Consider the following 22,172-nt stretch of genomic DNA (forward strand, 5'->3'; position numbering starts at 1 on the left):
ACCGCCAATCACTCGTAGAATTCAGGCGAGTGCTTGTGCGCCTTGAACGTATCAGGATCGTGGGCGTAGATGATGTCGGCACTCTCGGTGTCGCGAACCCGCTTCACCCAGGCATAGGCATCAAGCATGCCGACCGGATCATAAACACTGCCGATGCTCGGCAAGATGTTCTTGTCCAGATTCTCCTGAAGATAGACTGCGTCGCTGGTCAGCACCACCGTACCGGTCTTGGGCAGCCGCACGACTAGGATTTGGCTTCCCGGCGTGTGCGACACTGTGCGATGGATGAAGACGCTGTTATCGCCGAACAGGTCGAGGTCGCCGTCGAGCTCAATGGTCTTGTACTTGGCCGGCATGCCGCCGCCGACGCTATTGCGCAGCATGGCGAAGTCGTCGGAGATGAAGAAGGTAGCGTAGCCCGGCGCCGGCCAAAATGCATTCCTGATCTCGTCACGCTGGAACACGAAGGTCGAGTCCAGGAACTTGCCGATATTGCCGGCGTGATCGACATGGAAATGGCCGAGCACGACGTATTTGATATCGGACGGCTTGACATTGATCTTGGCGAGCTGGGCGTCGATGGCGATGTCGGGATCGCGGCCCGGATCGAGCGCCTTCACGAACGGGCCCCAATAGTCGGGGTCCTTGATGATCCGGTCGTTGTTGCCGCAGTCGAACAGAACGTCGCCCTTGGGATGCCGGATCAGGAAAAAGCCGACGGGGATCTGGACCTTGCCGCTACTGCCGTTCTGAATGATTGACTTGTCGAGATTGAGCGCCCCTGAGGAGAAGACGTAGAGCTTCATTTCCTTCGGTGGATCAGCGGCCATGGCGGCAGCCGACATAAAAAAAAGTCCTGCGGCCAGCGAGCCAAGGACCTTCGACGCAATCACCCGCATGTCGTCCTCCCTGTTTCGACGCACTTTTTTAAGCGGATAAATGTACCCTACCATAATCTGGTGCGGCTGTGCAGGCTCAATGCACGCGAGCCTGCAGACAAATTCGACTGCGGGGCGGTTCCACCTTTGTGCATCGCAACTGGCGTGGCCTGCTGGCGTGGTCAGGCGATGATATCGGCCAGGGCCGCCTTGAGGACGTCGCGCGCATCGGTGGCCTGAGGCGCACCTGCAAGCCAGGTTGGCCGCCATTCACATAGACCTGATCATGCGCCAGCGCGCGCTGCTCGACACGGTGCGCATTGGCTTGCGCTGCCCGAACGGACTGATCCCACCGACCTTGTAGCCGGTGAGGCGCTCGGCCTCCGGCGGCTTCATCATTTGCGCCGACTTGCCGCCGACAGCGGCGGCGAGCTTCTTCATCGAGACTTCCTGGTCGGAGGGCACGATCACGCAGACCGGCTTGCCGTCGGCCTGCGCCATCAGCATCTTCAGGACGCGCGCCGGATCCTCGCCAAGTGCGGAAGCGGCCTGCAGACCGATGCTCTCGGCGTCGGGGTCATAAACATATGTCTGCACGGCGGCTCCCGTAGCCCTATGGGAGAGGTAAACCGAGTTCGCGGCCGGACCACTGCCACGCTAGCAGCGTTTTTACCGCACCGCCGTGCCACCTAAATTCCAGCCGCGGCCGCCTTCGCCGAAGATTTCGTGCCCGGTTGCGGTCACGGCCACCGTGTCCTCGAGCTTGATGAAGCCGCGCTTCGGATGCTTCATTGTGGTTTCCACCGAGATCATCATGCCAGCCTCGAGCGGCCGCTCCGCATCATAGGCGTCGTAGCGAACCGGGCCGGTCGCCCTCAGCCGCGGCGCCTCGTGGCTGACGAGGCCCATGCCGTGGGCGAGAAACTCGGCGTGGTCGCGCTGGCTCGTCTCCTTCAGCGCGCGTTCCGCGGCGATGTAAATCGCGCCGCCCATGGCGCCGGGCTTGATCACGGCAAAGGCCGCGCGCTGCACGGCTTCGATCTCGGCAAGCAGATCCTTCAGTTCCTGGTCGGGATCGCCAAGCACGGCCATGCGGGCGAGATCACCGATGTAGCCGTGATAATTGCCGCCGGAATCGAGCGAGAACACGTCGCCCTGCTCCCAGCGCTGCTCCGACGGCGCCCGGTTGTGGCTCGTGCCTGCCGCCAGCAGGCAATATTCGAACGTCAAGCCGCGCTTGACCTCCGCGACCTTCAGCGCATCGAACAGCTGCCGCTTGGTGGTGCCGGGGCCGTGGTGGGCGATGACGTCGAGCATGGACGCGATCACGAGATCGGAAGCCGTGCGCAGCTTGGTCAGTTCCGGGGCGATTTCGTAATGTTCGACCGCCTGCGCCGCCGCAAGAGCCAGCCGATTGCCCCTCATCTGGACCAAACAGCCGACATACGCCTTAGCTCTACAACTTGAGCGGGCTAAGTCCGCCGCTGCGTGCAGCCGCAATAACCGTGTTGGCCATCAGCATGGCGATAGTCATCGGCCCCACTCCGCCCGGCACCGGCGTGATCGCGCCGGCGATCTGGGCGACCTCCTGAAATGCCACATCGCCCACCAGCTTGTTCTTTCCATGGCCCTTCTCAGGTGCGGGAATTCTGTTGATACCGACATCGATCACGGTCGCGCCAGGCTTGATCCAGTCGGCCTTGACCATTTCGGCCCGGCCGACAGCTGCCACAACGATGTCAGCTGTGCCGGTCATCGCCGCCAGCTGGCTAGTGCGAGAATGCGCCATCACGACAGTAGCATTGGCGTTCAGCAGCAGCTGCCCCATCGGCTTTCCAAACAGATTTGAACGCCCGATGACAATGGCATTTAGCCCCGAGAGGTCGTCGCCGTGTACGGAGCGTATCAGCAGCATCGCGCCCGCCGGCGTGCACGAAATCAACCCGGTCTGCAGATTCCCCACCGCCAATTTGCCGGCGTTGACGACGTGAAGGCCGTCCACGTCCTTCTCCGGTCGGATCGCCTGTATGATCGGATCGGACTGCAGAGGTTTGGGCAGCGGGAGCTGCACGAGGATCCCATGGATCGTAGAGTCGGAATTGAGCGACGCGACCAAGTCCGCCAGTTCCTGCTGGCTCGTCTCTGCCGGGAGAGTGTGCTGAACTGAATGGAAGCCGCACTCCTTGGCCATCCGGCTCTTTGCACCGACGTAGGCATGGCTCGCCGGGTCGTCACCAACAATAATGACAGCAAGACCCGGCATAATTCCTGCCTCGGTCACAAGCCGCGCAGCATCGGCTTTGACCGCATCGATAACCGACGCGGCGACGCTTTTTCCGTTGATGATGTTTGCCATTGCGTCAACCACTCGATCCGATGCGTAACTCCCGGGCCCGGCCGGAAATACCACCGTTCGGCTGCCGTTGATGAACGTGCGGTGATGAATGTGGGCGTGGATGGCACGCGCAAGGACCTGGCTCTCGACGTCGCGTCCGAGCGACACATAATCATCAGGGCTCTGTGCGTGGGTGATCCGAACGATGTCTTGTTCGATGATCGGCCCTTCATCCAGATCAGCCGTAACGTAGTGAGCCGTAGCGCCGATGAGCTTCACGCCGCGCTGATAAGCCTGTCGATAAGGGCTGGCTCCCTTGAATGACGGAAGAAAGGAATGATGGGTGTTGATGATCTTGCCGGCCATTCGCTTGCAGAGCCCATCGGACAGCACCTGCATGTACCGCGCCAACACGATGAGCTCGGTCCCGGTCTGGTCAACCAGCTCGATAAGTTGAGCTTCCGCTTTCGGCTTGTTGTCCTTGGATTGGCATCTCACGTCGGAACGGCGATTTCGCAAACCAGCCCTTCCGCGCGCCAGTCAAACAGCACCTTCCCGCCAAGTGGATTGATCGTCCCTTCGATGAGCCGACTACCAAATCCCTTGCGTTGGGGCGCCTTTACCCTCGGTCCGCCCAGTTCGGTCCAGCGGAGCACCAGCTGTCCATCCTCGGCGCGCGACCAGGCCAATTCTATCCGGCCTCTTGTGTTGGATAGCGCTCCATACTTGATAGCATTGGTTGCTAACTCATGCAGGACAACAGCAATCGCCTGCGCAGCGATGGGTTCTAACACCGTCTGCAGCCCCTCCATCACAATCCGCTTCTGGTGACTCTCTTCGAGGTAAGGGGCAAACTCCTGCTTGGCGATCGCCGAGACTTCGGCTCCTATCCACCGCGTTTCAACAAACAGCGAGTGAACATTTGCCATCGCTTGGATGCGCCCGCTGATCACTTCCTTGAGGCCCTCGGAGGTGTCGGACTGAGAAAGGTTGATAATTGCCTGTACGTTAGAAAGGATGTTCTTGCTTCGATGCTCCGCCTCGCGAGCCAGAATGCTAATCTGCTCCTGAGTTCGCTTCTGCTGGGTAATATCTCTAGCAATTTTTGATGCGCCGACGATGTTGCCGTGGGCGTCTTTGACAGGAGAAACAGTTAGCGAAACGATGATTGAGCTACCATCCCGACGTCGCCGGACAGTCTCGAAATGGTCGATGCGCTCACCTCGTCGGATGCGGGTTAAAATCTCCCGTTCTTCGCTGAGCCGGTCTTGCGGAATCACGAGTGTAATGGGCTGACCAATAGCCTCCGTGGCCGAGTAACCGAAAATGCGCTCGGCCGCCTTGTTCCAACTCGTAATAATGCCATCTAGATTCTTGCTCACAATTCCATCGTCGCTGGACTCGACGATGGAGGCCAGAAGATTGGCCAATCGCTCAGCGCGCTCCAGAGCTCGCTCGCTGGCCAACGGCTTGAGTTGAAATCCCGACTCGTTTTTAGGCCCCAATGGCCGCTCCCCGAAACCCAGATGCTGCACCGCCGTTGGTGCCCAATCATAACACCAAACGCAAAGAGCTGCGACGTTTCCGCTGGGTCAAAAGCCGCCCTTGGCGGTCAGACCGGGCGACTTCCGCTTTATGACCGCAAGCCAACGTTTATGAGTACACGCCTCAGATCGAGCACTTTGCGATGTTCACGTGCGCTAAAGGGCCGCGACTGCTGCCCCCCTCGATGTGCTAGCTTCACACGGAAGCGAGCGGGGGACGTGGCTATCAAGGATAGGCCATGGTTGACGAAGGACAATGGCAAGTAGCTGGAAATGCCGCTGAGACATACGAGGACGCCCTTGTTCCGGCTGTCTTCGCACCTTGGGCACCGCTCGTAGTTGCACTCGCAGACCCGCGAGCAGGTGAGCGCGTATTGGACGTTGCATGCGGTACCGGCGTTGTGGCGCGGCTCGCCGCGCAGCGAGTAGGCCCCGCCGGGAGCGTGACCGGTCTCGACCTGAATCCCGGTATGCTGGCGGTCGCCGCCTCAATCGCAGCTGCCCGCCCGACCACAAGCGCACCGATCACGTGGCAAGAGGCCAGCGCGACGAACATGCCTCTGCCTGCGGGGACATTCGATGTCGTGTACTGCCAATTGGGACTCCAGTTCTTTCCAGATCGACCCCGCCGCACTGCGCGAGATGTATCGCGTGCTGGTACCTGGCGGCCGCCTCGGCTTTATGGTGTGGCAGGACATCCAATACAGTCCTGGGTTCAGCGCCTTAGCCGGTGCGCTTTCGCGGCACGTCAGCACTGAGGCGGCGAGCATAATGCGCGCTCCTTTTGCGCTCGCCGATGCCAAACAGCTACGCGCGCTTGTGGCTGCGGAAGGTTTCAGCGACATAACGATTGAGTCGGCTGCAGGAACCGTTCGTTTTCCGTCAGTTTCGCGGTTCGTGCAGGACTATGTGCGCGGATCGCCGCTCTCAGGCCATGTGGCCAAAGTCTCGGATGAAACCCGTAGGGTCTTGGTCAGCGAGGTAGAAGACGCGCTGACGTCTCATGCCGCCGATGATGGGCTAAAGTTTCCGATAAAGGCACACCTCGCCAGTGCGGTGAAGGGAGCATAGTGGTCGGACATAGCCGATGTTCAAATGAAGGTTTCGCTGGCGCTTGCGGGTTGGGGCCGACGTCCGGGATGGTCAAAAGCCGACCACGACGCCCCGCTCGACTTTGGTCGGCTTCCCTCCCGGCTGCGGACATTGGGGGCATTCTAAGAAAGGTCGGCTAGCGTCCACTGTCCACGATCCGCCTGCTTCACGAAGCGCCTCATCAGCTTCCCCCCACACAATGACCAGGGAATCTTAGAAAAGCATCGACGTTTTCACACGGCCAGGGCCACAAGGCGAGCCCATTCGGTCAGGGCTGCGAGTCTGCTCTGCCTCAAGGGCGGACATCCCGGATTTATGAGTGCGTGCGTAGAGCGCGATGCGATCAGGTTGAATGGTCATAGCGAAGTCGGTGGGCTCCCGCTCGCAAGGAGTGCAGCGCGGCGGTCGAGAGACCGATTCAACCCGACCTCATCATGCTCCAGCAGGCCGTCGTCACGCCCGCGGTTCGCCGAGCGCGTGCATCAGCCGGTTGGTCTAGCCAAACAGCGCCGCCGACAACACCAGATCGAGCTATTCCAGCGTTTGAACGGCCTTGCCGAAATCAGTGCGAACATTGCCCTGCCTGCTAGCGCTCCCGCAAAGTTTCCTGCCGATAGCGGCGGAGCGGCGACAACAGATAGCTCAGGATGGTCCGCGATCCCGTCTTGATCTCCACCGTGACGGCCATGCCGGGCGACAGATTGACCATTCTGTCGTCGATCTGCATTTGGGTAGAATCGAGCGAGATTCGCGCGCTGTAGTTCAGTTCCTGGCCTTTCGGCTCGCTGCTCTCGCGTGCCGTACCCAGCGCCCGATCGCCGGCGCGATCCTGCGGGCGGTCGTGGATCACGGCGTCCTGTGACACCGACAGCACCTCGCCATGCAACAGGCCGTAGCGGGTGAAATTGAAAGTATCGACCTTGATTTCGGCTTGTTGTCCGGCATGGATGAAGCCGATATCGCCGTTCGACACCATGGCCTCGATCTCGAGCCGGCTCTCGCTCGGCACCACCACAAGCAGCTGCTGCGCCGGCGTCACTACGCCGCCAACGGTGTGAACCGCAAGCTGCTGCACCACGCCGTCCACCGGCGCCGTCAACTGCTGCAGCTTCGTTCTTTGCTCGGCCTTGATCAGGTCCTGGGTGAGCCCGCTCGCTTTCTGTTCGGCCTTGGCGAGGTCGTCGGAGATCGTGTGCCGATACTCCGCTGCCACTTGGCTGCGCGTCTCGCGAATCGCTGCGATGGCCGCTTCCGTCTCGTGCAAGCGACTGGTCTGAACCACGAGTTCCTCCTGCTGCTCGACCAGGAGCTGGAACACCTCGAAATAGGTCAGCTTCGAGCCCAGTTCCTTCTCCACAAGCATCTTGCGGATATCGACGCGTGATTGAATGACCGGAATGATGGTCTCCAGCTTGTGGATCGTCGCCCCTGTCGTGGCCAGTTCGGCTTCCTTCTGAGCTTGCTGTCGCGCGAGCGCGGCGATCTTGGCGCGATGCTCCGTCACCTGATTGAGCAGCAGCTGACGCTGCGTGTTGATCAGCTCCGGATCTACGCCGGCCGACGGCATGAAATCGGCCGCTGGATTCTCCGAAAGCGCCGCGCGCAAACGTGCGATATTGAGCCGCTCGGCAAGGAGGTCGTTGCGCAGATGATCTCGCTCCGCCTCGTTCGCGGTCGGATCGAGCTCGATCAGGACATCGCCGGCCCTGACCACCTGGCCGTCCTGTACCCGAATGGAGCGCACGACGGCGGTCTCGAACGGCTGGATGATCTTGACGCGACTGCTGGGAAGGACTTTTCCCGTGGCCGACGCGACGATATCGATCGTGCCCCACCAGGCCCAAGCCAGAGCCAGGCAGAACAAGACGACGATCGTACTGCCGATCGTGCGACCGAGCGGCGATGGCGGCGTCTCCACGATTTCAAGCGCGGCGGGGAGAAACGCCAGCTCTTCGCGGCGCCTCCCTCGCGGACTGCGGAACGCGATCACGTGTTGCGTTGACGGTTTAGGCGCCGCGAGTTCAGCCGACCTCATGGAATCCTCCCTGCAGCCGATGCAGCGACGCATAGCGGCCGCCGGTCTTGATCAATGTGTCGTGGCTGCCATCCTCGACCAGGCGGCCGCGATCGAGCGTCACGATGCGGTCCGCCGTCCGCACGGTCGACAGCCGGTGCGCGATCACAAGCACGGTCCGCCCGTTGGCGATATCCTTCATGTTCTGTTGAATGATTCGTTCGCTCTCATAGTCCAGCGCGCTGGTCGCTTCGTCGAAGATTAGGATGCGCGGGTCGGTGACGAGGGCCCGCGCAATGGCGATCCGCTGGCGCTGGCCGCCGGATAGAGTCGAACCGCGTTCGCCCACCATGGTGTCATAGCCTTCTGCGAGTTCGAGGATGAATTCATGCGCGCCTGCAAGCCGCGCCGCCGCGATCACGCGCTCCATCGGCATCGCCGGATCGGCAAGCGCGATGTTGTCGCGCACCGAGCGGTTGAACAGCATGTTTTCCTGCAGCACGACGCCGATCTGGCGGCGCAGCCAGGTGGGCTCGGCCATCGCGAGATCCATTCCGTCGACCAGCACGCGTCCGCGTTCCGGAACGTAAAGGCGCTGGACCAGCTTGGCGAACGTGCTCTTGCCGGACCCGGAAGGTCCGACAACGCCGACGATCTGGCCTGCCGGCACCTCGAACGAGACGTCGCGCAGGACTTCCTGCCCGTCCACGCGATAGCGGAACGAGACGTGGTCGAACTTGATGTCCCCCCGAATCGCCGGCAGCCGCGCCCGCGCCGCCGAATAGGTCGGCTCGGCGGCGGTGTTAAGAATATCACCGAGCCGTGCGATCGACAGGCGCGCCTGGTGGAAATCCTGCCAGAGCTGCGCAAGACGCAGCACCGGCGTACTCACCCTGCCGGTGAGGATATTGAAGGCGACCAGCTCGCCCACGGAAAGGCTGCCGTCGATCACGAGCCTTGCGCCACAGTAGAGGATACTTGCGGTGACGAGTTTGCTGACGAGCTGCACCGTCTGGCTTACACTGTTGCCGAGGCTCAGGACCCGGAAACTCGCAGCCACATAGCCCGCCAGCTGCTCTTCCCAGCGCCGCTGCATCTGCGGCTCGACCGCCATGGCCTTGACCGTCTCGATCCCGGTGACGCTCTCGACCAGGAAGGCCTGGTTCTCGGCGCCGCGGCGGAATTTCTCGTCCAGCCGCTGCCGGAACAGCGGCGTCGCTCCGGCGGAGATCGCGATATAGAATGGGAACGAGCCCAGCACGATCCAGCTGAGCAGCGGCGAGTAGAAGAACATCACGCCGACGAAGACGAAGGTGAAGAACAGGTCGATGAGCAGCGTCAGCGCCGAACTGGTGAGGAAGCTCCGGATGTTTTCCAGCTCGCGAACTCTGGCGACCGAATCGCCGACGCGACGCGCCTGAAAATAGGCCATCGGCAAAGCCAGCAATTGCCGAAACAGCCGTGCGCCGAGTTCGACGTCGATGCGGTTGGTGGTGTGCGCGAACAAATAGGTCCTCAGAATTCCCAGCACGGTCTCGAAAGCCGAGATCGTCACCAGCCCGAGCACGAGGACATCGAGCGTGCTCAGCGATCGATGCACCAGCACCTTGTCGATGACCACCTGGAAGAACAGCGGCGAAGCCAGGCCGAGCAGTTGCAGGAAGAATGAGGCGACCAGCACTTCACCCAGCAGATGCCGGTATTTCTGGATCGCGGCGACGAACCAGCTGATGTCGAATCGCCGCGCCATGTCGGACAATCCGGCACGTCGGGTCATCAGGATCAGCTGCCCATCCCAGATGGCGAGGAGTTCGTCCCGTGACATCAATGCTGGCCGAGGCGCAAGCGGCGACTGCACCAGCACCCGGTCCGCATCTGCCTTGGCAAGGAGAAGGAATCCGCCATCGCGCAGGGACGCGATGGCGGGCAAGGGCGTGCTGCCGAGCCGTGACCAATCGGTTCGGTAGGCACGGGCCTTGAGGCCGAGATCCCTGGCGCAGCGGAGCATATCCGCTGCGCCGATCCTGTCCGTTCCCAGCCGATGCCCGATCTGTCCGGCATCGGCCGCAACGCCCTGGAGATGCAGCAGCGTTACGAGGATTTCGAGACCCGGGTCGGTCGGTCTCACACCATTGGTTTCGATGCTCATGGTTGTTCTCCAGGACGACGCCGTCGGCGTCAGGCGGCGTGCGGCTGAGCGAGCTGCGGCTGCTGGCTCAACGGCGGCTCGGCGACGGGCATCGCGCCGTGATCCGCTCCCGCCGAGACGAAGCTCGACGCCATGAACTGGCCGAGCAAGCTCGCGCTTGCCGCCGCCGTATGCGCGAGGCCTGGCGCCGCGCCCGGGATCACGACGTTGTGTCCCGCACCGCCATCGAGGACATTCTGCGGGCTGCCGTCGAGCAGAATGTCATCGTCCGCGCCGCCACTGAGGATCTCGCTGCCGTTCCCGCCGATCAGGACATCGTCGCCGCCGCCGCCATTGGCAGTGAGCAGGATGCCGTTGCGCAGTCCGGAAGCCGAGATCACATCGTCGCCGCCGAGGCCGTTGATGACGAGACGGTCGCCGGCGCCGACATTGGAGATGGTCACGTCCGTCGCAAGACCCGTCACCGTGATGACGCCGTTGCTTTCGGTGACATTGATCGCGTCGTCACCGTTGGTCGCGTTGAGCACAACCGTGTCCGGCTGCGCGTCATTACCGCCGAGGTCGATGTTGACCTGACTGACGCTGGTGCCGGTCAGGTCGTTGACGGTGATGGTGTCCGCACCAGCTAGCGCATTGACATCGATGGTCTCGATGCCGGCGAGGTTCATCGAGACCGTGCCGACGTCGCGGGTTAGGGTGGCGCCGCTGCCCTTGGCCGAGACGGTCATGTTCTCGGTCACATTGGCGCCGTTGAACACCAGGGTGTCGTTGCCGTCACCGCCGTCGACTTTGTCGCTGCCGTCACCCGGATTCCAGACGAAGGTGTCGTCGCCCGCGCCGCCGAACAGCTGATCGTTGCCGCGGCCGCCGATGATGGTGTCGTTGCCGTCACCGCCGAGCAGCGTGTCGTTGCCGTCGCCACCGGTGATGGAGTCGTTGCCCGCACCGCCGTCTACGGTTAGCTTGATCAAGCTGGAAAGGCCGTTTCCGGCGGTGAAGACGTCGTCGCCGCCATTCATGTTGAGCACGATGTTCTCGGTGGTGCCGATATCGAGCGAGAACGGCGCCGGGCTGATGCGATCGAATCGTACGCGGGAGCCGTTGGCGGTGAGGGTGAAGCTTTCGGCGCCGTTGCCGCCGTTGACCTGGGCGGTGTCGATGCCGTCGCCACCTTCCATCAGGTCGGTGCCATCGCCCGGATTCCAGACCATGAGATCGTTGCCGGCGCCGCCGAACATCTGGTCGTCGCCCGCGCCGCCAACCAGCGTGTCATTGCCTCCGCCGCCGAACAGCAGGTCGTTGCCGCCCTTGCCGATCAGGGTGTCGTCGCCCGCGCCGCCGAACAGCTGATCGTTGCCGGAGCCGCCGGTGATGACGTCGTTGCCGGCGCCGCCGAACAGCTGAGCTGCCGGGAGTGCACCGTTGGCCTCGTCCAGCGCGATTGTGTCGTTGCCGCCGGTGCCGAACACCTGGATCAAGGAGGTGTTAGCGACCGTCGAGGTGCCCCCCGTGACCGGGACCGCGCCGCCATTCACGAGGATCGTTCCGGCCCCGGAGCGACTCACGGTGATCGAGTTGTTGAGATTGTCGTCGAACACCGACAGCAGGCCGGTGGTCGGAGAAAAGCCAGCTTTGATAGCCATGGTCGTCATCCTTCCAGAGGTTTCATGCCCCTTGACCGATACTTAGCCGCGAAGAGGATGACAGGCTTGAAGCCGGTCTTGAGAACGCCGTGATTTGCCTGAAGAAGCCCTGCTGATTTCCTGATTGTGCTATTGTGATCGGGCCGTGATCGGGCCGTGATCGCCTGAGCCCCCAGCCGGACGCGGCAAACACGCGCCGCGGCGCACCAAAGACGGTTGCAACCACGGTCGATGCGGTCCAAATCGCGACAGGCCGTTGCGGCAGTCCGGTCCAGGATACGAGCATGCAGTTTCATTTCGCCGATTACGTGCTTGATACCAGCGCCCGCGAGCTGCGGCTCAGGTCTGAACTGATTGCAGTCGAGCCCCAGGTCTACGACCTTCTGCTCTACCTGATCGAGAATCGCGATCGCGTCGTCACCAAGGACGATCTAGTTGCTTCGGTGTGGGGCGGCCGCGTCACCTCGGATGCGACGCTGACCAGCCGCGTCTATGCCGTGCGCAAGGCGGTCGGCGACAGCGGCCAGCAGCAGAAGCTGATCCGCACCATTTCGCGCAAGGGTCTGCGCTTCGTCGGCGAAGTGCGCACGCCGCCGATGGACGACGAGCTCGGAGAGCTTTGCGCGGAGCCGGACTTGAACGAATCCAGCGAGCGAATTGCGGCATTACCTCTGCCTGACCGTCCCGCCATCGCCGTGCTGCCTTTTGCCAACATGAGCGACGATCCGGACCAGGATTATTTCTCCGACGGCATCAGCGAGGACCTCATTACCGCGCTCTCGAAGCTGCGCTGGTTCTTCGTGATCGCGCGCAACTCGTCGTTCGCTTACAAGGGCAAGTCGGTCAACATCAAAGAGGTCGGGGAGACCCTCGGCGTCGGTTATGTCATCGAAGGCAGCGTGCGCAAGGAAGGCGATCGCGTGCGCATCACCGCGCAGCTCAACGACGTCGCCACCGGAAGCCACCTGTGGGCGGAACGTTACGATCGCAGCCTCGCCGATGTGTTTGCCGTGCAGGACGAGATCACCGAGGCGATCGTTGCGTCGATCGAGCCGCAGCTCTATGCGGCGGAGCATTTTCACTCCAAACGCAAGACCCCGGACAGCATGGACGCCTGGGGTCTGGTGATGCGGGCGATGTCGCATTTCTGGCGGATCACGCCAGCCGACTATGTCAAAGCCCAGGAGCTGCTGGAGAAGGCTATTGCGATCGATCCGTACTACGGACAAGCGCTTGCCGTTCTGTCCGCCAGCCACACCTTTTGCGCCTACAATGGCTGGAGCGAGATGGCGACGTCGGTGCCGATTGCCGAACGCGCGGCGCTGGCGGCAGTCCGCGCCGACAGCGAGGATCCCTGGGCGCATCATGCGCTGGGTTGCGTTCATGTGCTGCTGCGACGTTTCGACGAAGCGCTTGGCGAGTTTGAGCTGGCGCTGAAGCTCAATCCAAGCTTTGCGCTGGCACTTAGCGTGTACGGCCTGGCGCTGACGTTCAGCGGCCACTGGGAGGAAGCCGGCGTCGCCACCACGAAGGCGTTGCGCCTCAGCCCGCGCGATCCATTTGCGGCGATCTACAACGGCATCGCCGCCCATGCCCAGTTGGTCGGACGAAATTACGAGGAGGCGATGCGCCTGGCCGGAGCCAGCATTCGGCTTCGCACCGATCATGTCTCCGGCTACCGCATGCTGACTGCGGCGGCTGCGATGGCCGGACGAGGCGAAATCGCCACGGCTGCATTGCAGGAACTGCTCCGCAGACAGCCCGATTTCTCCCTAGCCTGGATCGGGAAGAACTTGCCGTTCAAATACGAGGCCGACCGCGAGCACTATCTGGAAGCCTTCCGCCGGGCCGGCTTGAGTTAGCTTGTGCTCTTCCTGGGCTCAAAGTACCACAAATCAGGATGACCGACAAAACCCCTCCCCGCCAGCCGCAATGTCGCAGATGGGTCAAAAGCGCCGTTTCGACCACCGCCCGGGTTTTTCCGGTTTACCCACGGCACCGGACATCTCCTTGCGACGCGCCAACGGAAGCGATGGGCCACGGCACAAAGTCGCTGCGCTCCAGCCCGCTGCGCGGGAGCAAGAGCCGAGAGGCCGGTAGCCGGTTGAGAGGATAGTCATAGCGCTGGAGAGCCCCGTCCTGATGTTCTATTTTGAAGTAATCGCCGGCCACAAATCGGATGAGCCTATGGAGATCCCAACACCTGCTGAGCGCGACGCGCTGTTTGAAGAGTTTGCTCGCGCGTTGTTCAAACACGATATGGAGGCGCTTTACAGAGTTGTCTCCCCGGAGTTCGTCTGGCGATATCACGATGGGGTTTCGCCGGAAGTTGTACTCGTGGGGCGTGAGGCCATCCTCAAGCACCTCGAGGAGAAGAAGACCTTTTTCGCGACAAGCCGCTTCCATGAGATCGTCTATCATCACCTTCCCGTCGTTTCCTTCATGACATTCGGCGTTAGCGAGATTGTACGCTCAACCGGCGAGCGCCGGGAGCAACACGGTATCGAGCACTACACGTTCGAAGGTGGCAAAATCGCTACGAAGGACGTGTATCGCAAGCCGATCATACGCTGACCGATGGGCAAAGCCGCGTTTAGGCCATCCACTGTGCCGAAGATCCAGCCACGGAGGCCAACGAGTCCGCTCCGAGTCCTGGCTGTGTGAAAACGCTGGGCTGCTGTTATGATTCTCCTGTGATTCTTTGGGGGAATCGATGAGGCGCTTCGTTGAAGAGGCGGATCGTGGACAGCGGTCGCTGTTGCCCGAATGCCTCGATGACTTCATTGACGAGAGCAACCCTGTTCGCGTGATCGACGTATTTGTCGATGCGCTCGGTTTGGCTGAGATGGGCTTTGAGGGTGTGGAGCCGGCGGCCACCGGTCGGCCGTCGTACCATCCCTCGGTGCTCCTGAAGCTTTACATTTACGGTTATCTGAACCGGGTACAGTCGAGCCGGCGGCTGGAACGAGAGGCCGGGCGCAACGTCGAGGTGATGTGGCTGCTGGGTCGGCTCGCTCCCGATCACAAGACGATTGCGGACTTCCGCAAGGACAACGGCCTGGCGCTGCGCAGGGTATGTGCGCGCTTCGTCGAACTCTGCCGAGAGATGGGTCTGCTGGCGACGGCGAGCGTCGCCATCGATGGCAGCAAGTTCAAGGCCGTGAACAACCGGGACAGGAACTTCACGCGCGCGAAGATGGAGCGACGGCGTGCTCAGTTGGAGGAGAGCGTCGCGCGCTATCTGAGCCAACTTGACACGGCCGACCGCCAGGAGCCGACCGAGGCCCTGGCCACGAAGGTGACGAGGCTTACCGAGAAGCTGACGAAACTGAAGGAGGAAATGGGCAAGCTTGCCGTCTACGAGAAGCAGATGCTTGCGTCACCCGACCAGCAAATCTCCCTGACCGACCCCGACAGCCGCTCGATGGCGACGAGCGGGCGCGGCTCTGGTGTTGTCGGCTACAACGTACAGGTCGCCGTAGACACCGAACACCATCTGATTGTGACGCACGAGGTGACGAACAGCGGCTCGGATCGGGCACAACTTGCCAATATGGCCAAGCGGGCGAAGGCTGTTCTGAAGACTGAGACGCTCGAAGCTGTAGCCGATCGCGGCTACTTCAACAGCCCAGAGATCCTTGCGTGCCACGAAGCGGGCATCACGGTAACTCTGCCCAAACCGCTAACGTCCGGCGCTAAGGCAGACGGACGCTTCGGTAAACAGGACTTTGCCTATTTGCCAGAGGAGGACGTCTATCGCTGCCCGGCCGGGGAGCGGCTATCATATCGCTATACGAATGAAGAAGACAGCAAGGTGCTGCGGCGCTACTGGACCACGGCCTGTCAAAGCTGTTCGCTCAAGACCCAATGCACGCCTGGGTCAGAACGGCGGATTACGCGATGGGAGCATGAGCATCTGCTCGAGGCTGTGCAGCAGCGCCTTGATGCAAGCCCGCACGCCATGCGTCAGCGCCGCGAAACTGTCGAGCATCCGTTCGGCACCATGAAGGCCCGCATGGGAGCGACACACTTCCTCACCAAAACGCTTCCGAAAGTGGCGGCCGAAATGGCGCTCTCCGTCCTGGCCTACAATCTGACACGGGTCATGAACATCGTCGGGATCAAGCCGCTGATGGCTGCGATCGCGGCATGACACCAATCCAGTCCCGACTGCCTCGGGACTGGCGTTTTTACACGACCAAAGTCAAAAGCCGCCCGCGGCGACCAAGCCGTGTGACTTCCGGTTCACCACGAAGAGCCGACGGTCCCGATAGTCTTACAGGCGGTCAGCTGTGGGCCAACGGCAGACAAGATCCGGCGCTTCAGCTTCAGCCGTTGTCATCCTTCAGGAACCCCTGCCAACCGCAAACCCTCGCACTGACGCTCGCGTCCGGCAAGAACCGCCGGATTGTCGATCCACGTGTTGGCAGTACGGAAGCGGCGAATGGTAAATAGTGGATCGAGTGCAAGTCCTGCCTGAGCTGTGGCGCGCGCCTCTTCGATCGTCCCCAGCCGCGCGAGCACTGCCGCGAGCTGGAAGTGCACTATGGAGAAATTCCGGTTTGCCTCAAGGCTCCGACGCAGCCCGGCAATTGCTTCGGTGTCGGCATTAAGCGCCACCTCGGCAATCCCGATCCATGCGAGCCATCGGTTGGCGAGGGTGTCGCGCGGAGAAAGGCGAAGCGCCTCGTTGATGTGAGCTTCGGTTTCCGCGCCGCGACCTTGTGGAACGCGAACATCCGTGAGCATCGGATTTCGATTCCGAGGGTCGGGAGTTCGAATCTCTCCAAGCGCGCCAATGAAATCAATCACTTAGCTGACGCTGCATCTACCCATAGATGGCGATTTTCGCGCTGGGTAAACGGCTGGGTAAACAATACCGTAACTGATCGGTGCTTATCCCCCTCCAGGCGGCGCCCTCGTCATCACCTCCGGTAAAGAAAATGGGGCCGGATTTCTCCGACCCCATCCCAATCAACGACGGTAGTTCTTGATCGACGCTATAAGCAGCATCAAGAACGTAAAGCCAAATCATGGGTCTTGCCCTTGCTTTGGCTCGCGGCCACGAGCGGTGAGCTCGTGATACGATCGTACCGGTGGATATTCGTCAAAGCCCGTCGCGGACGCGCTTTGGGTGTCTCGGTGTCGCTATACGAACGTTTCCACGTCCGGATCGATTGACTCAATCTTCATTCGGAGATCGGGACCAGAGCCCCGCCGCCATGCGATTTTACTTCACACCGGAATCGCGCTGGTTTCTCTTATAAAGCTCCTGGTCAGCGGCGCTGGCTTGAAACAACGCCGGTGCACCACCCATGCTCAGGCTGAAGCCGGGTGCGTGAGGGATGAGTGGAAACGCATGTGCGAGAGCGTCTGTGCAACCCGCTTGGGTGAAGCGGCAGCTTATCGTCGCTGGCGGCGGATGTCCCCCAGTGTCCAGACATGATGATTGCGACTTCTTGAAGTAGTGCGTTCGTTGCCCGGTCATTGTGGCGGCGCCGGTTCCGCATGGCTTGTAAAACGTTCCGACCTGCGTCAGAAGCTGTCGCTCCGCGTAATAGTCGACCTCGTAATCCCCGCTAGCGCCTGCCTTTGCCTGTGTCCCGACCACGATTCCGACCATTGCGATACCGAGAAAAGAGAATCTCATGAACGCTCTCCCAAATATACGAGCCCGCTTGACGCATTCGGTTGTGTTCAACAACTCACTCTGTCGCGTCAGGGATGGTCTGTCGCCGTGTTTTCATGGCGCGAACCCGCATCTGTAACCCATTTAGATCACGACGGATTGGCCTTCGAGGCCCATGATGTCTGGACTGCTGGATTCGTCCACTCTCAATCCGCGAACGATTTTTGCTATTTGGGCTTGGCTTGGCCACGTTGTTCAACCATCGCCATCGACAATTTCTGGAGCACCTTCGGAGCGGTGATTGGGTCCATGCTGCAGATCTGCCAGATCAGGCAAAGTTAAAACTGACCCTACTTCGCCACGGATGGATTGAAGCCCGAGAGGCCAACGGAAAGGTCAGCTATCGCATTACTGCTGGTGGGCTTGCGGAGATGAGCAAACCTACCAAGGTTCGCTAAACAAGCCCCCGCTCACCGCCATGCGCCGCGCACCAACTTCAAGGTAGAGCCGCGCCGCACTGATCGCCGTATCGCGGTCTGGCCCGTCCAATAACCGACAGAAGTGCGCTCTGCGCCATTCTTTAATGCGACGCAGCCGGCGCCGCATATGCGCCGGTCGTTCGGCGGCGATGTCTTAAGGTAGGCCGTCATTCCCTGCTCCCAGAGCGGCACACCATATCTCGGGATCAACGATTCAGCTTGCCGTATTTTTCTGCAACGGCATACATCGCTTCGTAGTTTTCGCGTCGCAACTCGCCAGAGTAAGCAAAGCCATTTCTTGTCGCAATATTCTGCAGCGTCCGATAGTAGCTAGGCAAGTTCGTGTTGACCGCCTCCACGATGCGAGGGACGAGAGTCATATCCCTAGATTGTCGGTCAACCTGATCGGCCAACTGCCGGGTCGGGTGGCAGTCTTGATCGAATCAGTCTCCGCCGGGTCGCTCGCCAAAATGGGAACTTCCGGGGACACGGCGGGAGACTTTCGGCCGTCTGGGCTCGGAAGCAGTAAACGCCGAGATGACGGAGACCGACGCGATCCGTAGAAGTCAGCCATTTTGGGCCTATTCTCATGCATTTTCAGGCGCTTGCCTGATAGCGGGAGGAATCGAACCTCCGAATGGCGGAATCAAAAATCCGCTGCGGTCAACGCCGTTCGTCAAACGATAAGAAGTCGCACGGCGAACGTACCGTCGTCTTCAAGACGGCACCGGTCTATTTGCGTCGGTAACACCACCAGTAGACTTGCAGGCGCCTCCGACTGGATTCCCGCCCTCGGGCCTCAGGGGGTAATCTGATAGCCACCTTAGTCACGTCTGCCGAAGATAGTCAGTTTTTGGTCTGATTCTGACTCTGCAGAATGTGTATTTCGGCTCGCGCCAAGTGGCGACGAAGTGCGGCAATTGCTTGAAGGCTCACCTCGAAGGCGACGGGGCCCATCTCCTTAGTTTCCAGACGAATGGCAGCATGTCCGTCGGAACGCAACATCGTCTCCGAACCAGTCACATTCAGGATCACAAGGTTTCGGTCCATTTTCCCTCCCATCGAACCCGTCTCTCACGAGGACGTTTCCTTGTTGCTTAGACGAGGCAGTGCTCGCGTCTGGTCGGCTTCGGCGTAAGCAGACCCTATTTCGGCCTCGCTTCTTTCATTCTAGCATGAAATCGCCGTTCCGTTCCGCCAACGGAGCACGCGGCTCCGCCGCACACCGCTGGATCGCGTCGGCTCTTGAGGAAATCCCGCTATCGTTACCAGGAGATTCGTCTTGATTGGCCGGGCATTTTCACAGCGTTGGCAGCTAGCAAATGCGGTGAAAGCGCAAGGTTAGTGGATGATGAACAAGCGGATGGCGACGGACGGCGATCTGTCGCGGTTTCAGTCCGACGGGGAATTCACGATTTTGGGGGTGGCGCCAGAAAACCTTTGATGTCCGGCATCCGCGCGAAATCGCGAGAGGGCTAAGTGGCCTTTGATCCAGCGAGATTGCTGGCGGCGCCAATCCGCTCGAAAAGCGCTCGCGAAAGTGGCGATAGTGATCAATGCCTTCACTTGCATACTGAACGGTGCGGTCGTGATATTGGCGTTGTCGTGTTCGCGGCCTGATCAAAGTCGAGCGAGGGTGACGCATTGCCGATCTGACTGAATGCTATCCATTACACGGCGACTTGCCCGCAAACAGCGCGATGGCATGCGCAGGCGTATTGCAGACGAAGTGCCGAAATGGCGCGACATCATCGCAAAGGCGGGAATCAAACCGGTCAGAGCAGATCAACATTGCGCGACACGCACAGCGTGTGATCTTGCGAGCACGAGCCAGCATCCCTACGCTCCCCCTATAACAAAACAACCAGGGAGGCGATCGTCATGACTACAAGGCGGGATTTCCTGAAGGCGGGAGCAAATGCGGCGGCAGGCATCGTGTTCTGCGGCTGCGGGCTCGTCCACAACGCAAATGCGCAGCAATCGCGCCAGCAGTTGCCGGTCACGGTCAACGGCAAACGTGTCAAGACGATCGACATTCACGCGCATTGCCATTTCCGCGAGGCGGGCGCGCTGCTCGGCGCGGACGCCGGAAAATATCAACTGCCGCCGGTCAACGGCGCCGCGGAAGCCTTCATCGAGATCGACAAGCGGCTGGCTGCGATGGACGCGCAGGCCATCGACATGGAGGTGCTTTCGATCAATCCGTTCTGGTACGACCGCGACCGCGATCTGGCCGGAAAGATCGTGAAAATCCAGAATGAAAAGCTCGCCGAACTCTGTGCCTCGAAGCCCGACCGGTTCGCGGCGTTCGCCTCGCTGACGCTGCAGGCACCGGACCTTGCGGTGCAGGAGCTGGAAACGGCGGTGAAAAAGCAGGGGCTGAAGGGCGCTGCGATCGGCGGTGTCGTCGACGGCGCCGAATTCTCAAATCCGAAGTTTCATCCGGTATGGGCCAAGGCCGAGGAACTCGGCGTTCCCCTGTTCATCCATCCGCAGGGCGTGCCCGAGCTCAACAAGCGGCTCTCCGGCAATGGGTGGCTTGGCAACACGATCGGCAATCCGCTCGAGACCACGATCGCACTCTCCCATTTGATCTTCGAAGGCACGCTCGACCGCTTCCCCGGGACTGAAAATCATCGCCGCACATGGCGGCGGTTATCTCGGCTCGTACGCCGACCGCTCGGACCATGCCTGTCTGGTTGGACCCAAGGGATGCAATCCGGAGATCAAGCTCCAGAAGGCGCCGGCGGAGTATCTCAAGCAGATTTATTTCGACTCTCTGATCTTCACGCCGGAGGCGATCAGGCACCTCGCCGCCCAGGTTGGCGCCGGCCAGATCGTGCTGGGAAGCGACTATCCCTATCCATGGCAACTGGCAGCGGTCGACCACATCTTCGCCTCGTCGTCGCTAAGCGACGATGACAAGGCCAATATTCTCGGGCGGACCGCAGCAAAGCTGCTTGGAGTAGCCGCGTGAAGGCGGCTTGCTGCTGGACAAGCGGCTGTCGTCGCGCCTTGCCGCGCAACGACAGTATCAACGATCAGTAGGCCTTCACCGTCCGGATCTCGCTGCCCGGCCGAACCGTTGGTGCCACCTGCGCGATATTGGGTATCGGATCAGTGTAGACGGTGTCGGTTCCGACGAACTCCGCTTGCGTCGCGTCCGATATCCATCTGACCGCCGCCGGATGACTGACCAGCATCCCGATCAGCGCAACGACGACAAGCACCGGCAGCGCGACAAGCTTGATGCTAAAGCTCTGGTAATTGTGCTGTGGGTCCTGCCGTCGCTTGTCGAAAGAGCTCTGCATGGATTCGTCCATATTGTGCTCCCCTGACGCGTCACTTACCGCAGCGCGTGCAAGGCCGATGTGAATGGCTTCACAGGCCTGTTCAGCTCACCGTTTCGTGAAATGCGCGACCGACCGGGCGGCCGGCGCGACTACTCGCCGTCGTTCGCCCCGGCGTCGACCAGCTCCTGGAGGGTCTCGCGCTTCAACACGACGATCGCGCCATGCTCGAGCCTGACCCAACCGCGTATTGCCCACGCCCGGAGCTGCTTGTTGATGCTCTCGCGCGTCATCCCGACCATCTCGCTGATCTCCTGCTGAGTGATCGAGATGGTGCGCCCCTGCGGCTTGTGCTTGTCGCTCAGGCGCAGCAGCGCGCTGGCCAGACGGCCGGGCAGGTTCTGCAGGATGACCTGCTCGACCTGATCGCTGGTCCGGCGCAGTCTTTCGCAAAGCAGCTCGATGAACTTCATCGCAAGCGTCGGCTGGCTGCGCACGAACGGAATGAACTCGCGCCGGTCAATGACGAACAGCTCGCAATTGGTGTTGGCGGTGGCATCGGCCGTCCGCGACAAGCCGTCGAGCAGCGCGATCTCGCCGAAGATCTCGCCGGCCTCGATCAGGTTCAAAATCGCGTTGCGACCATCCGGCGACGAGATGCTGATCTTGACCGTGCCCGAGATCACCGCAATCAGGCTGGTGCCCGGATCGCCCTTGGAAAAGATCGTCGTGCCCCGCTTCAGCGTGGTGTGCTTGGCGTAGCGGCAGAGCTGATCGAATGCCTCGGGCTCGAGATCGGCGAAATAGGGATGCTTGCGCAACACCGACAGCTTGTTGTTCGAAAACAACGGCGCGCCGGAAGTTCGTTCTATGGGCGACGCACCGGTCATCGTGATCCAGACTGATTGTGTTGCGTTCAATCGGCCCGCCAGCACAGCGGACGCCGACAAAGCCATCGATCAATGAAAGCAGACGGAAGTATAGCCCCCCCGGGGCCCTACAGCAACAAAGGTCCGGGCCGGCGCAGTTGGGATGGAAGGCATCCAAGGTACAATTTGGAATAAATCTGTGTCGATGCAACGCTCAATTGCAGCTGCGCGCTGCCCTTGATCTGACATG

The 22,172-nt window shown here is 61.0% G+C and carries 20 protein-coding genes, 1 tRNA gene and 3 pseudogenes; 9 read left to right on the plus strand and 15 right to left on the minus strand.

Going from position 1 to position 22,172, the window contains the following annotated elements; translation table 11 throughout:
* Positions 1–8 precede the first annotated feature (8 nt).
* The 6 genes and pseudogenes from ACVW1B_RS21840 to ACVW1B_RS21865 all read right to left on the minus strand — a co-directional run bounded on the left by ACVW1B_RS21840 (position 9) and on the right by ACVW1B_RS21865 (position 4,643).
* Positions 9–953: an N-acyl homoserine lactonase family protein gene (locus ACVW1B_RS21840; RefSeq protein ID WP_092090393.1), complete on the minus strand. Its 945-nt coding sequence runs from the start codon at positions 951–953 to the stop codon at positions 9–11.
* A gap of 107 nt (positions 954–1,060) precedes the next feature.
* A pseudogene (locus ACVW1B_RS21845) lies at positions 1,061–1,475 on the minus strand (aminoacyl-tRNA deacylase).
* Positions 1,476–1,547: 72 nt separating this feature from the next.
* Positions 1,548–2,303 (minus strand): M24 family metallopeptidase, encoded by a 756-nt coding sequence (locus tag ACVW1B_RS21850; protein ID WP_456822245.1) that lies wholly within the window; start codon positions 2,301–2,303, stop codon positions 1,548–1,550.
* 31 nt (positions 2,304–2,334) lie between these two features.
* Entirely contained in the window at positions 2,335–3,234 is a 900-nt protein-coding gene (locus tag ACVW1B_RS21855) for a bifunctional methylenetetrahydrofolate dehydrogenase/methenyltetrahydrofolate cyclohydrolase (protein ID WP_456823058.1), read from the minus strand.
* Between the two features lie 57 nt (positions 3,235–3,291).
* Positions 3,292–3,711: pseudogene (locus tag ACVW1B_RS21860) on the minus strand (formyltetrahydrofolate deformylase); the annotation flags it as partial.
* Complete coding sequence (locus ACVW1B_RS21865) at positions 3,708–4,643, minus strand: PAS domain S-box protein (protein WP_233475395.1); 936 nt, start codon at positions 4,641–4,643, stop codon at positions 3,708–3,710. The gene ACVW1B_RS21865 and the pseudogene ACVW1B_RS21860, both read right to left, overlap by 4 nt.
* A gap of 353 nt (positions 4,644–4,996) precedes the next feature.
* On the opposite strand from ACVW1B_RS21865, the gene ACVW1B_RS21870 reads away from it, so the two are divergent.
* Entirely contained in the window at positions 4,997–5,515 is a 519-nt protein-coding gene (locus tag ACVW1B_RS21870) for a class I SAM-dependent methyltransferase (RefSeq protein WP_456822246.1), read from the plus strand.
* A 13-nt stretch (positions 5,516–5,528) separates the two neighbouring features.
* Complete coding sequence (locus ACVW1B_RS21875) at positions 5,529–5,828, plus strand: hypothetical protein (RefSeq protein ID WP_456822247.1); 300 nt, start codon at positions 5,529–5,531, stop codon at positions 5,826–5,828.
* A gap of 607 nt (positions 5,829–6,435) precedes the next feature.
* On the opposite strand, the gene ACVW1B_RS21880 is transcribed toward ACVW1B_RS21875, so the two are convergent.
* From ACVW1B_RS21880 to ACVW1B_RS21890, 3 genes are read right to left on the minus strand one after another with little or no spacing between them, the layout of a single operon-like run.
* Positions 6,436–7,884: an HlyD family type I secretion periplasmic adaptor subunit gene (locus tag ACVW1B_RS21880; protein ID WP_456822248.1), complete on the minus strand. Its 1,449-nt coding sequence runs from the start codon at positions 7,882–7,884 to the stop codon at positions 6,436–6,438.
* Positions 7,871–10,006 (minus strand): type I secretion system permease/ATPase, encoded by a 2,136-nt coding sequence (locus ACVW1B_RS21885; RefSeq protein WP_456823059.1) that lies wholly within the window; start codon positions 10,004–10,006, stop codon positions 7,871–7,873. Before ACVW1B_RS21885 ends, ACVW1B_RS21880 begins: the two co-directional genes overlap by 14 nt.
* A 35-nt stretch (positions 10,007–10,041) precedes the next feature.
* Complete coding sequence (locus ACVW1B_RS21890; RefSeq protein WP_456822249.1) at positions 10,042–11,655, minus strand: calcium-binding protein; 1,614 nt, start codon at positions 11,653–11,655, stop codon at positions 10,042–10,044.
* Positions 11,656–11,939: 284 nt separating this feature from the next.
* Here ACVW1B_RS21890 and ACVW1B_RS21895 point away from each other — a divergent pair, with 284 nt between their 5' ends.
* The 3 genes from ACVW1B_RS21895 (at position 11,940) to ACVW1B_RS21905 (ending at position 15,808) form a co-directional block, all read left to right on the plus strand.
* On the plus strand, positions 11,940–13,517 hold the full coding sequence (locus ACVW1B_RS21895; RefSeq protein ID WP_168856010.1) for a winged helix-turn-helix domain-containing protein: 1,578 nt from the start codon (positions 11,940–11,942) through the stop codon (positions 13,515–13,517).
* Positions 13,518–13,797: 280 nt separating this feature from the next.
* Complete coding sequence (locus ACVW1B_RS21900; RefSeq protein WP_168856011.1) at positions 13,798–14,229, plus strand: nuclear transport factor 2 family protein; 432 nt, start codon at positions 13,798–13,800, stop codon at positions 14,227–14,229.
* A 139-nt stretch (positions 14,230–14,368) separates the two neighbouring features.
* Entirely contained in the window at positions 14,369–15,808 is a 1,440-nt protein-coding gene (locus tag ACVW1B_RS21905; protein ID WP_253607763.1) for an IS1182 family transposase, read from the plus strand.
* Positions 15,809–15,993: 185 nt separating this feature from the next.
* Here the strand turns inward: ACVW1B_RS21905 and ACVW1B_RS21910 are convergent, their stop codons facing one another.
* Complete coding sequence (locus tag ACVW1B_RS21910) at positions 15,994–16,404, minus strand: hypothetical protein (RefSeq protein WP_456822250.1); 411 nt, start codon at positions 16,402–16,404, stop codon at positions 15,994–15,996.
* Here ACVW1B_RS21910 and ACVW1B_RS21915 point away from each other — a divergent pair.
* Positions 16,372–16,453 (plus strand) — tRNA-Arg (locus ACVW1B_RS21915). The two genes, ACVW1B_RS21910 and ACVW1B_RS21915, sit on opposite strands and share 33 nt — an antisense overlap.
* Before the next feature lie 432 nt (positions 16,454–16,885).
* Here the strand turns inward: ACVW1B_RS21915 and ACVW1B_RS21920 are convergent.
* The 3 genes from ACVW1B_RS21920 to ACVW1B_RS21930 all read right to left on the minus strand — a co-directional run bounded on the left by ACVW1B_RS21920 (position 16,886) and on the right by ACVW1B_RS21930 (position 18,813).
* Positions 16,886–17,305 carry a hypothetical protein gene (locus tag ACVW1B_RS21920; protein WP_456822251.1) on the minus strand — a complete coding sequence of 140 codons (420 nt, stop codon included), beginning with the start codon at positions 17,303–17,305 and terminating at the stop codon, positions 16,886–16,888.
* 664 nt (positions 17,306–17,969) lie between these two features.
* Positions 17,970–18,176 (minus strand): hypothetical protein, encoded by a 207-nt coding sequence (locus ACVW1B_RS21925; RefSeq protein WP_141342846.1) that lies wholly within the window; start codon positions 18,174–18,176, stop codon positions 17,970–17,972.
* 433 nt (positions 18,177–18,609) lie between these two features.
* Positions 18,610–18,813, minus strand: coding sequence for a hypothetical protein (locus ACVW1B_RS21930; RefSeq protein WP_092082946.1), 204 nt, complete (start codon positions 18,811–18,813; stop codon positions 18,610–18,612).
* Positions 18,814–19,644: 831 nt separating this feature from the next.
* Here ACVW1B_RS21930 and ACVW1B_RS21935 point away from each other — a divergent pair.
* Together ACVW1B_RS21935 and ACVW1B_RS21940 are read left to right on the plus strand one after the other, a co-directional pair.
* Positions 19,645–20,322 (plus strand): annotated as a pseudogene (locus ACVW1B_RS21935) (amidohydrolase family protein); the annotation flags it as partial.
* A 76-nt stretch (positions 20,323–20,398) separates the two neighbouring features.
* On the plus strand, positions 20,399–20,740 hold the full coding sequence (locus ACVW1B_RS21940; RefSeq protein WP_456823060.1) for an amidohydrolase family protein: 342 nt from the start codon (positions 20,399–20,401) through the stop codon (positions 20,738–20,740).
* 64 nt (positions 20,741–20,804) lie between these two features.
* On the opposite strand, the gene ACVW1B_RS21945 is transcribed toward ACVW1B_RS21940, so the two are convergent.
* Positions 20,805–21,086: a hypothetical protein gene (locus ACVW1B_RS21945; protein WP_253607744.1), complete on the minus strand. Its 282-nt coding sequence runs from the start codon at positions 21,084–21,086 to the stop codon at positions 20,805–20,807.
* A gap of 119 nt (positions 21,087–21,205) precedes the next feature.
* Positions 21,206–21,877 carry a Crp/Fnr family transcriptional regulator gene (locus tag ACVW1B_RS21950; RefSeq protein ID WP_233442927.1) on the minus strand — a complete coding sequence of 224 codons (672 nt, stop codon included), beginning with the start codon at positions 21,875–21,877 and terminating at the stop codon, positions 21,206–21,208.
* Here ACVW1B_RS21950 and ACVW1B_RS21955 point away from each other — a divergent pair.
* Entirely contained in the window at positions 21,867–22,019 is a 153-nt protein-coding gene (locus ACVW1B_RS21955; RefSeq protein WP_225645868.1) for a hypothetical protein, read from the plus strand. The genes ACVW1B_RS21950 and ACVW1B_RS21955 overlap by 11 nt on opposite strands.
* The last annotated feature ends 153 nt before the right edge of the window (positions 22,020–22,172 follow it).

Source organism: Bradyrhizobium sp. USDA 4502, from assembly GCF_054063355.1.

Bases quoted from the DNA above. Each gene is read 5' to 3' on its own strand.
- ACVW1B_RS21840 (WP_092090393.1), bottom strand. From the start codon at position 953: ATGGTAGGGTACATTTATCCGCTTAAAAAAGTGCGTCGAAACAGGGAG.
- ACVW1B_RS21850 (WP_456822245.1), bottom strand. From the start codon at position 2,303: ATGAGGGGCAATCGGCTGGCTCTTGCGGCGGCGCAGGCGGTCGAACAT.
- ACVW1B_RS21855 (WP_456823058.1), bottom strand. From the start codon at position 3,234: ATGGCAAACATCATCAACGGAAAAAGCGTCGCCGCGTCGGTTATCGAT.
- ACVW1B_RS21870 (WP_456822246.1), top strand. From the start codon at position 4,997: ATGGTTGACGAAGGACAATGGCAAGTAGCTGGAAATGCCGCTGAGACA.
- ACVW1B_RS21875 (WP_456822247.1), top strand. From the start codon at position 5,529: ATGCGCGCTCCTTTTGCGCTCGCCGATGCCAAACAGCTACGCGCGCTT.
- ACVW1B_RS21880 (WP_456822248.1), bottom strand. From the start codon at position 7,884: ATGAGGTCGGCTGAACTCGCGGCGCCTAAACCGTCAACGCAACACGTG.
- ACVW1B_RS21890 (WP_456822249.1), bottom strand. From the start codon at position 11,655: ATGGCTATCAAAGCTGGCTTTTCTCCGACCACCGGCCTGCTGTCGGTG.
- ACVW1B_RS21895 (WP_168856010.1), top strand. From the start codon at position 11,940: ATGCAGTTTCATTTCGCCGATTACGTGCTTGATACCAGCGCCCGCGAG.
- ACVW1B_RS21900 (WP_168856011.1), top strand. From the start codon at position 13,798: ATGTTCTATTTTGAAGTAATCGCCGGCCACAAATCGGATGAGCCTATG.
- ACVW1B_RS21905 (WP_253607763.1), top strand. From the start codon at position 14,369: ATGAGGCGCTTCGTTGAAGAGGCGGATCGTGGACAGCGGTCGCTGTTG.
- ACVW1B_RS21910 (WP_456822250.1), bottom strand. From the start codon at position 16,404: ATGCTCACGGATGTTCGCGTTCCACAAGGTCGCGGCGCGGAAACCGAA.
- ACVW1B_RS21920 (WP_456822251.1), bottom strand. From the start codon at position 17,305: ATGAGATTCTCTTTTCTCGGTATCGCAATGGTCGGAATCGTGGTCGGG.
- ACVW1B_RS21930 (WP_092082946.1), bottom strand. From the start codon at position 18,813: ATGGACCGAAACCTTGTGATCCTGAATGTGACTGGTTCGGAGACGATG.
- ACVW1B_RS21945 (WP_253607744.1), bottom strand. From the start codon at position 21,086: ATGGACGAATCCATGCAGAGCTCTTTCGACAAGCGACGGCAGGACCCA.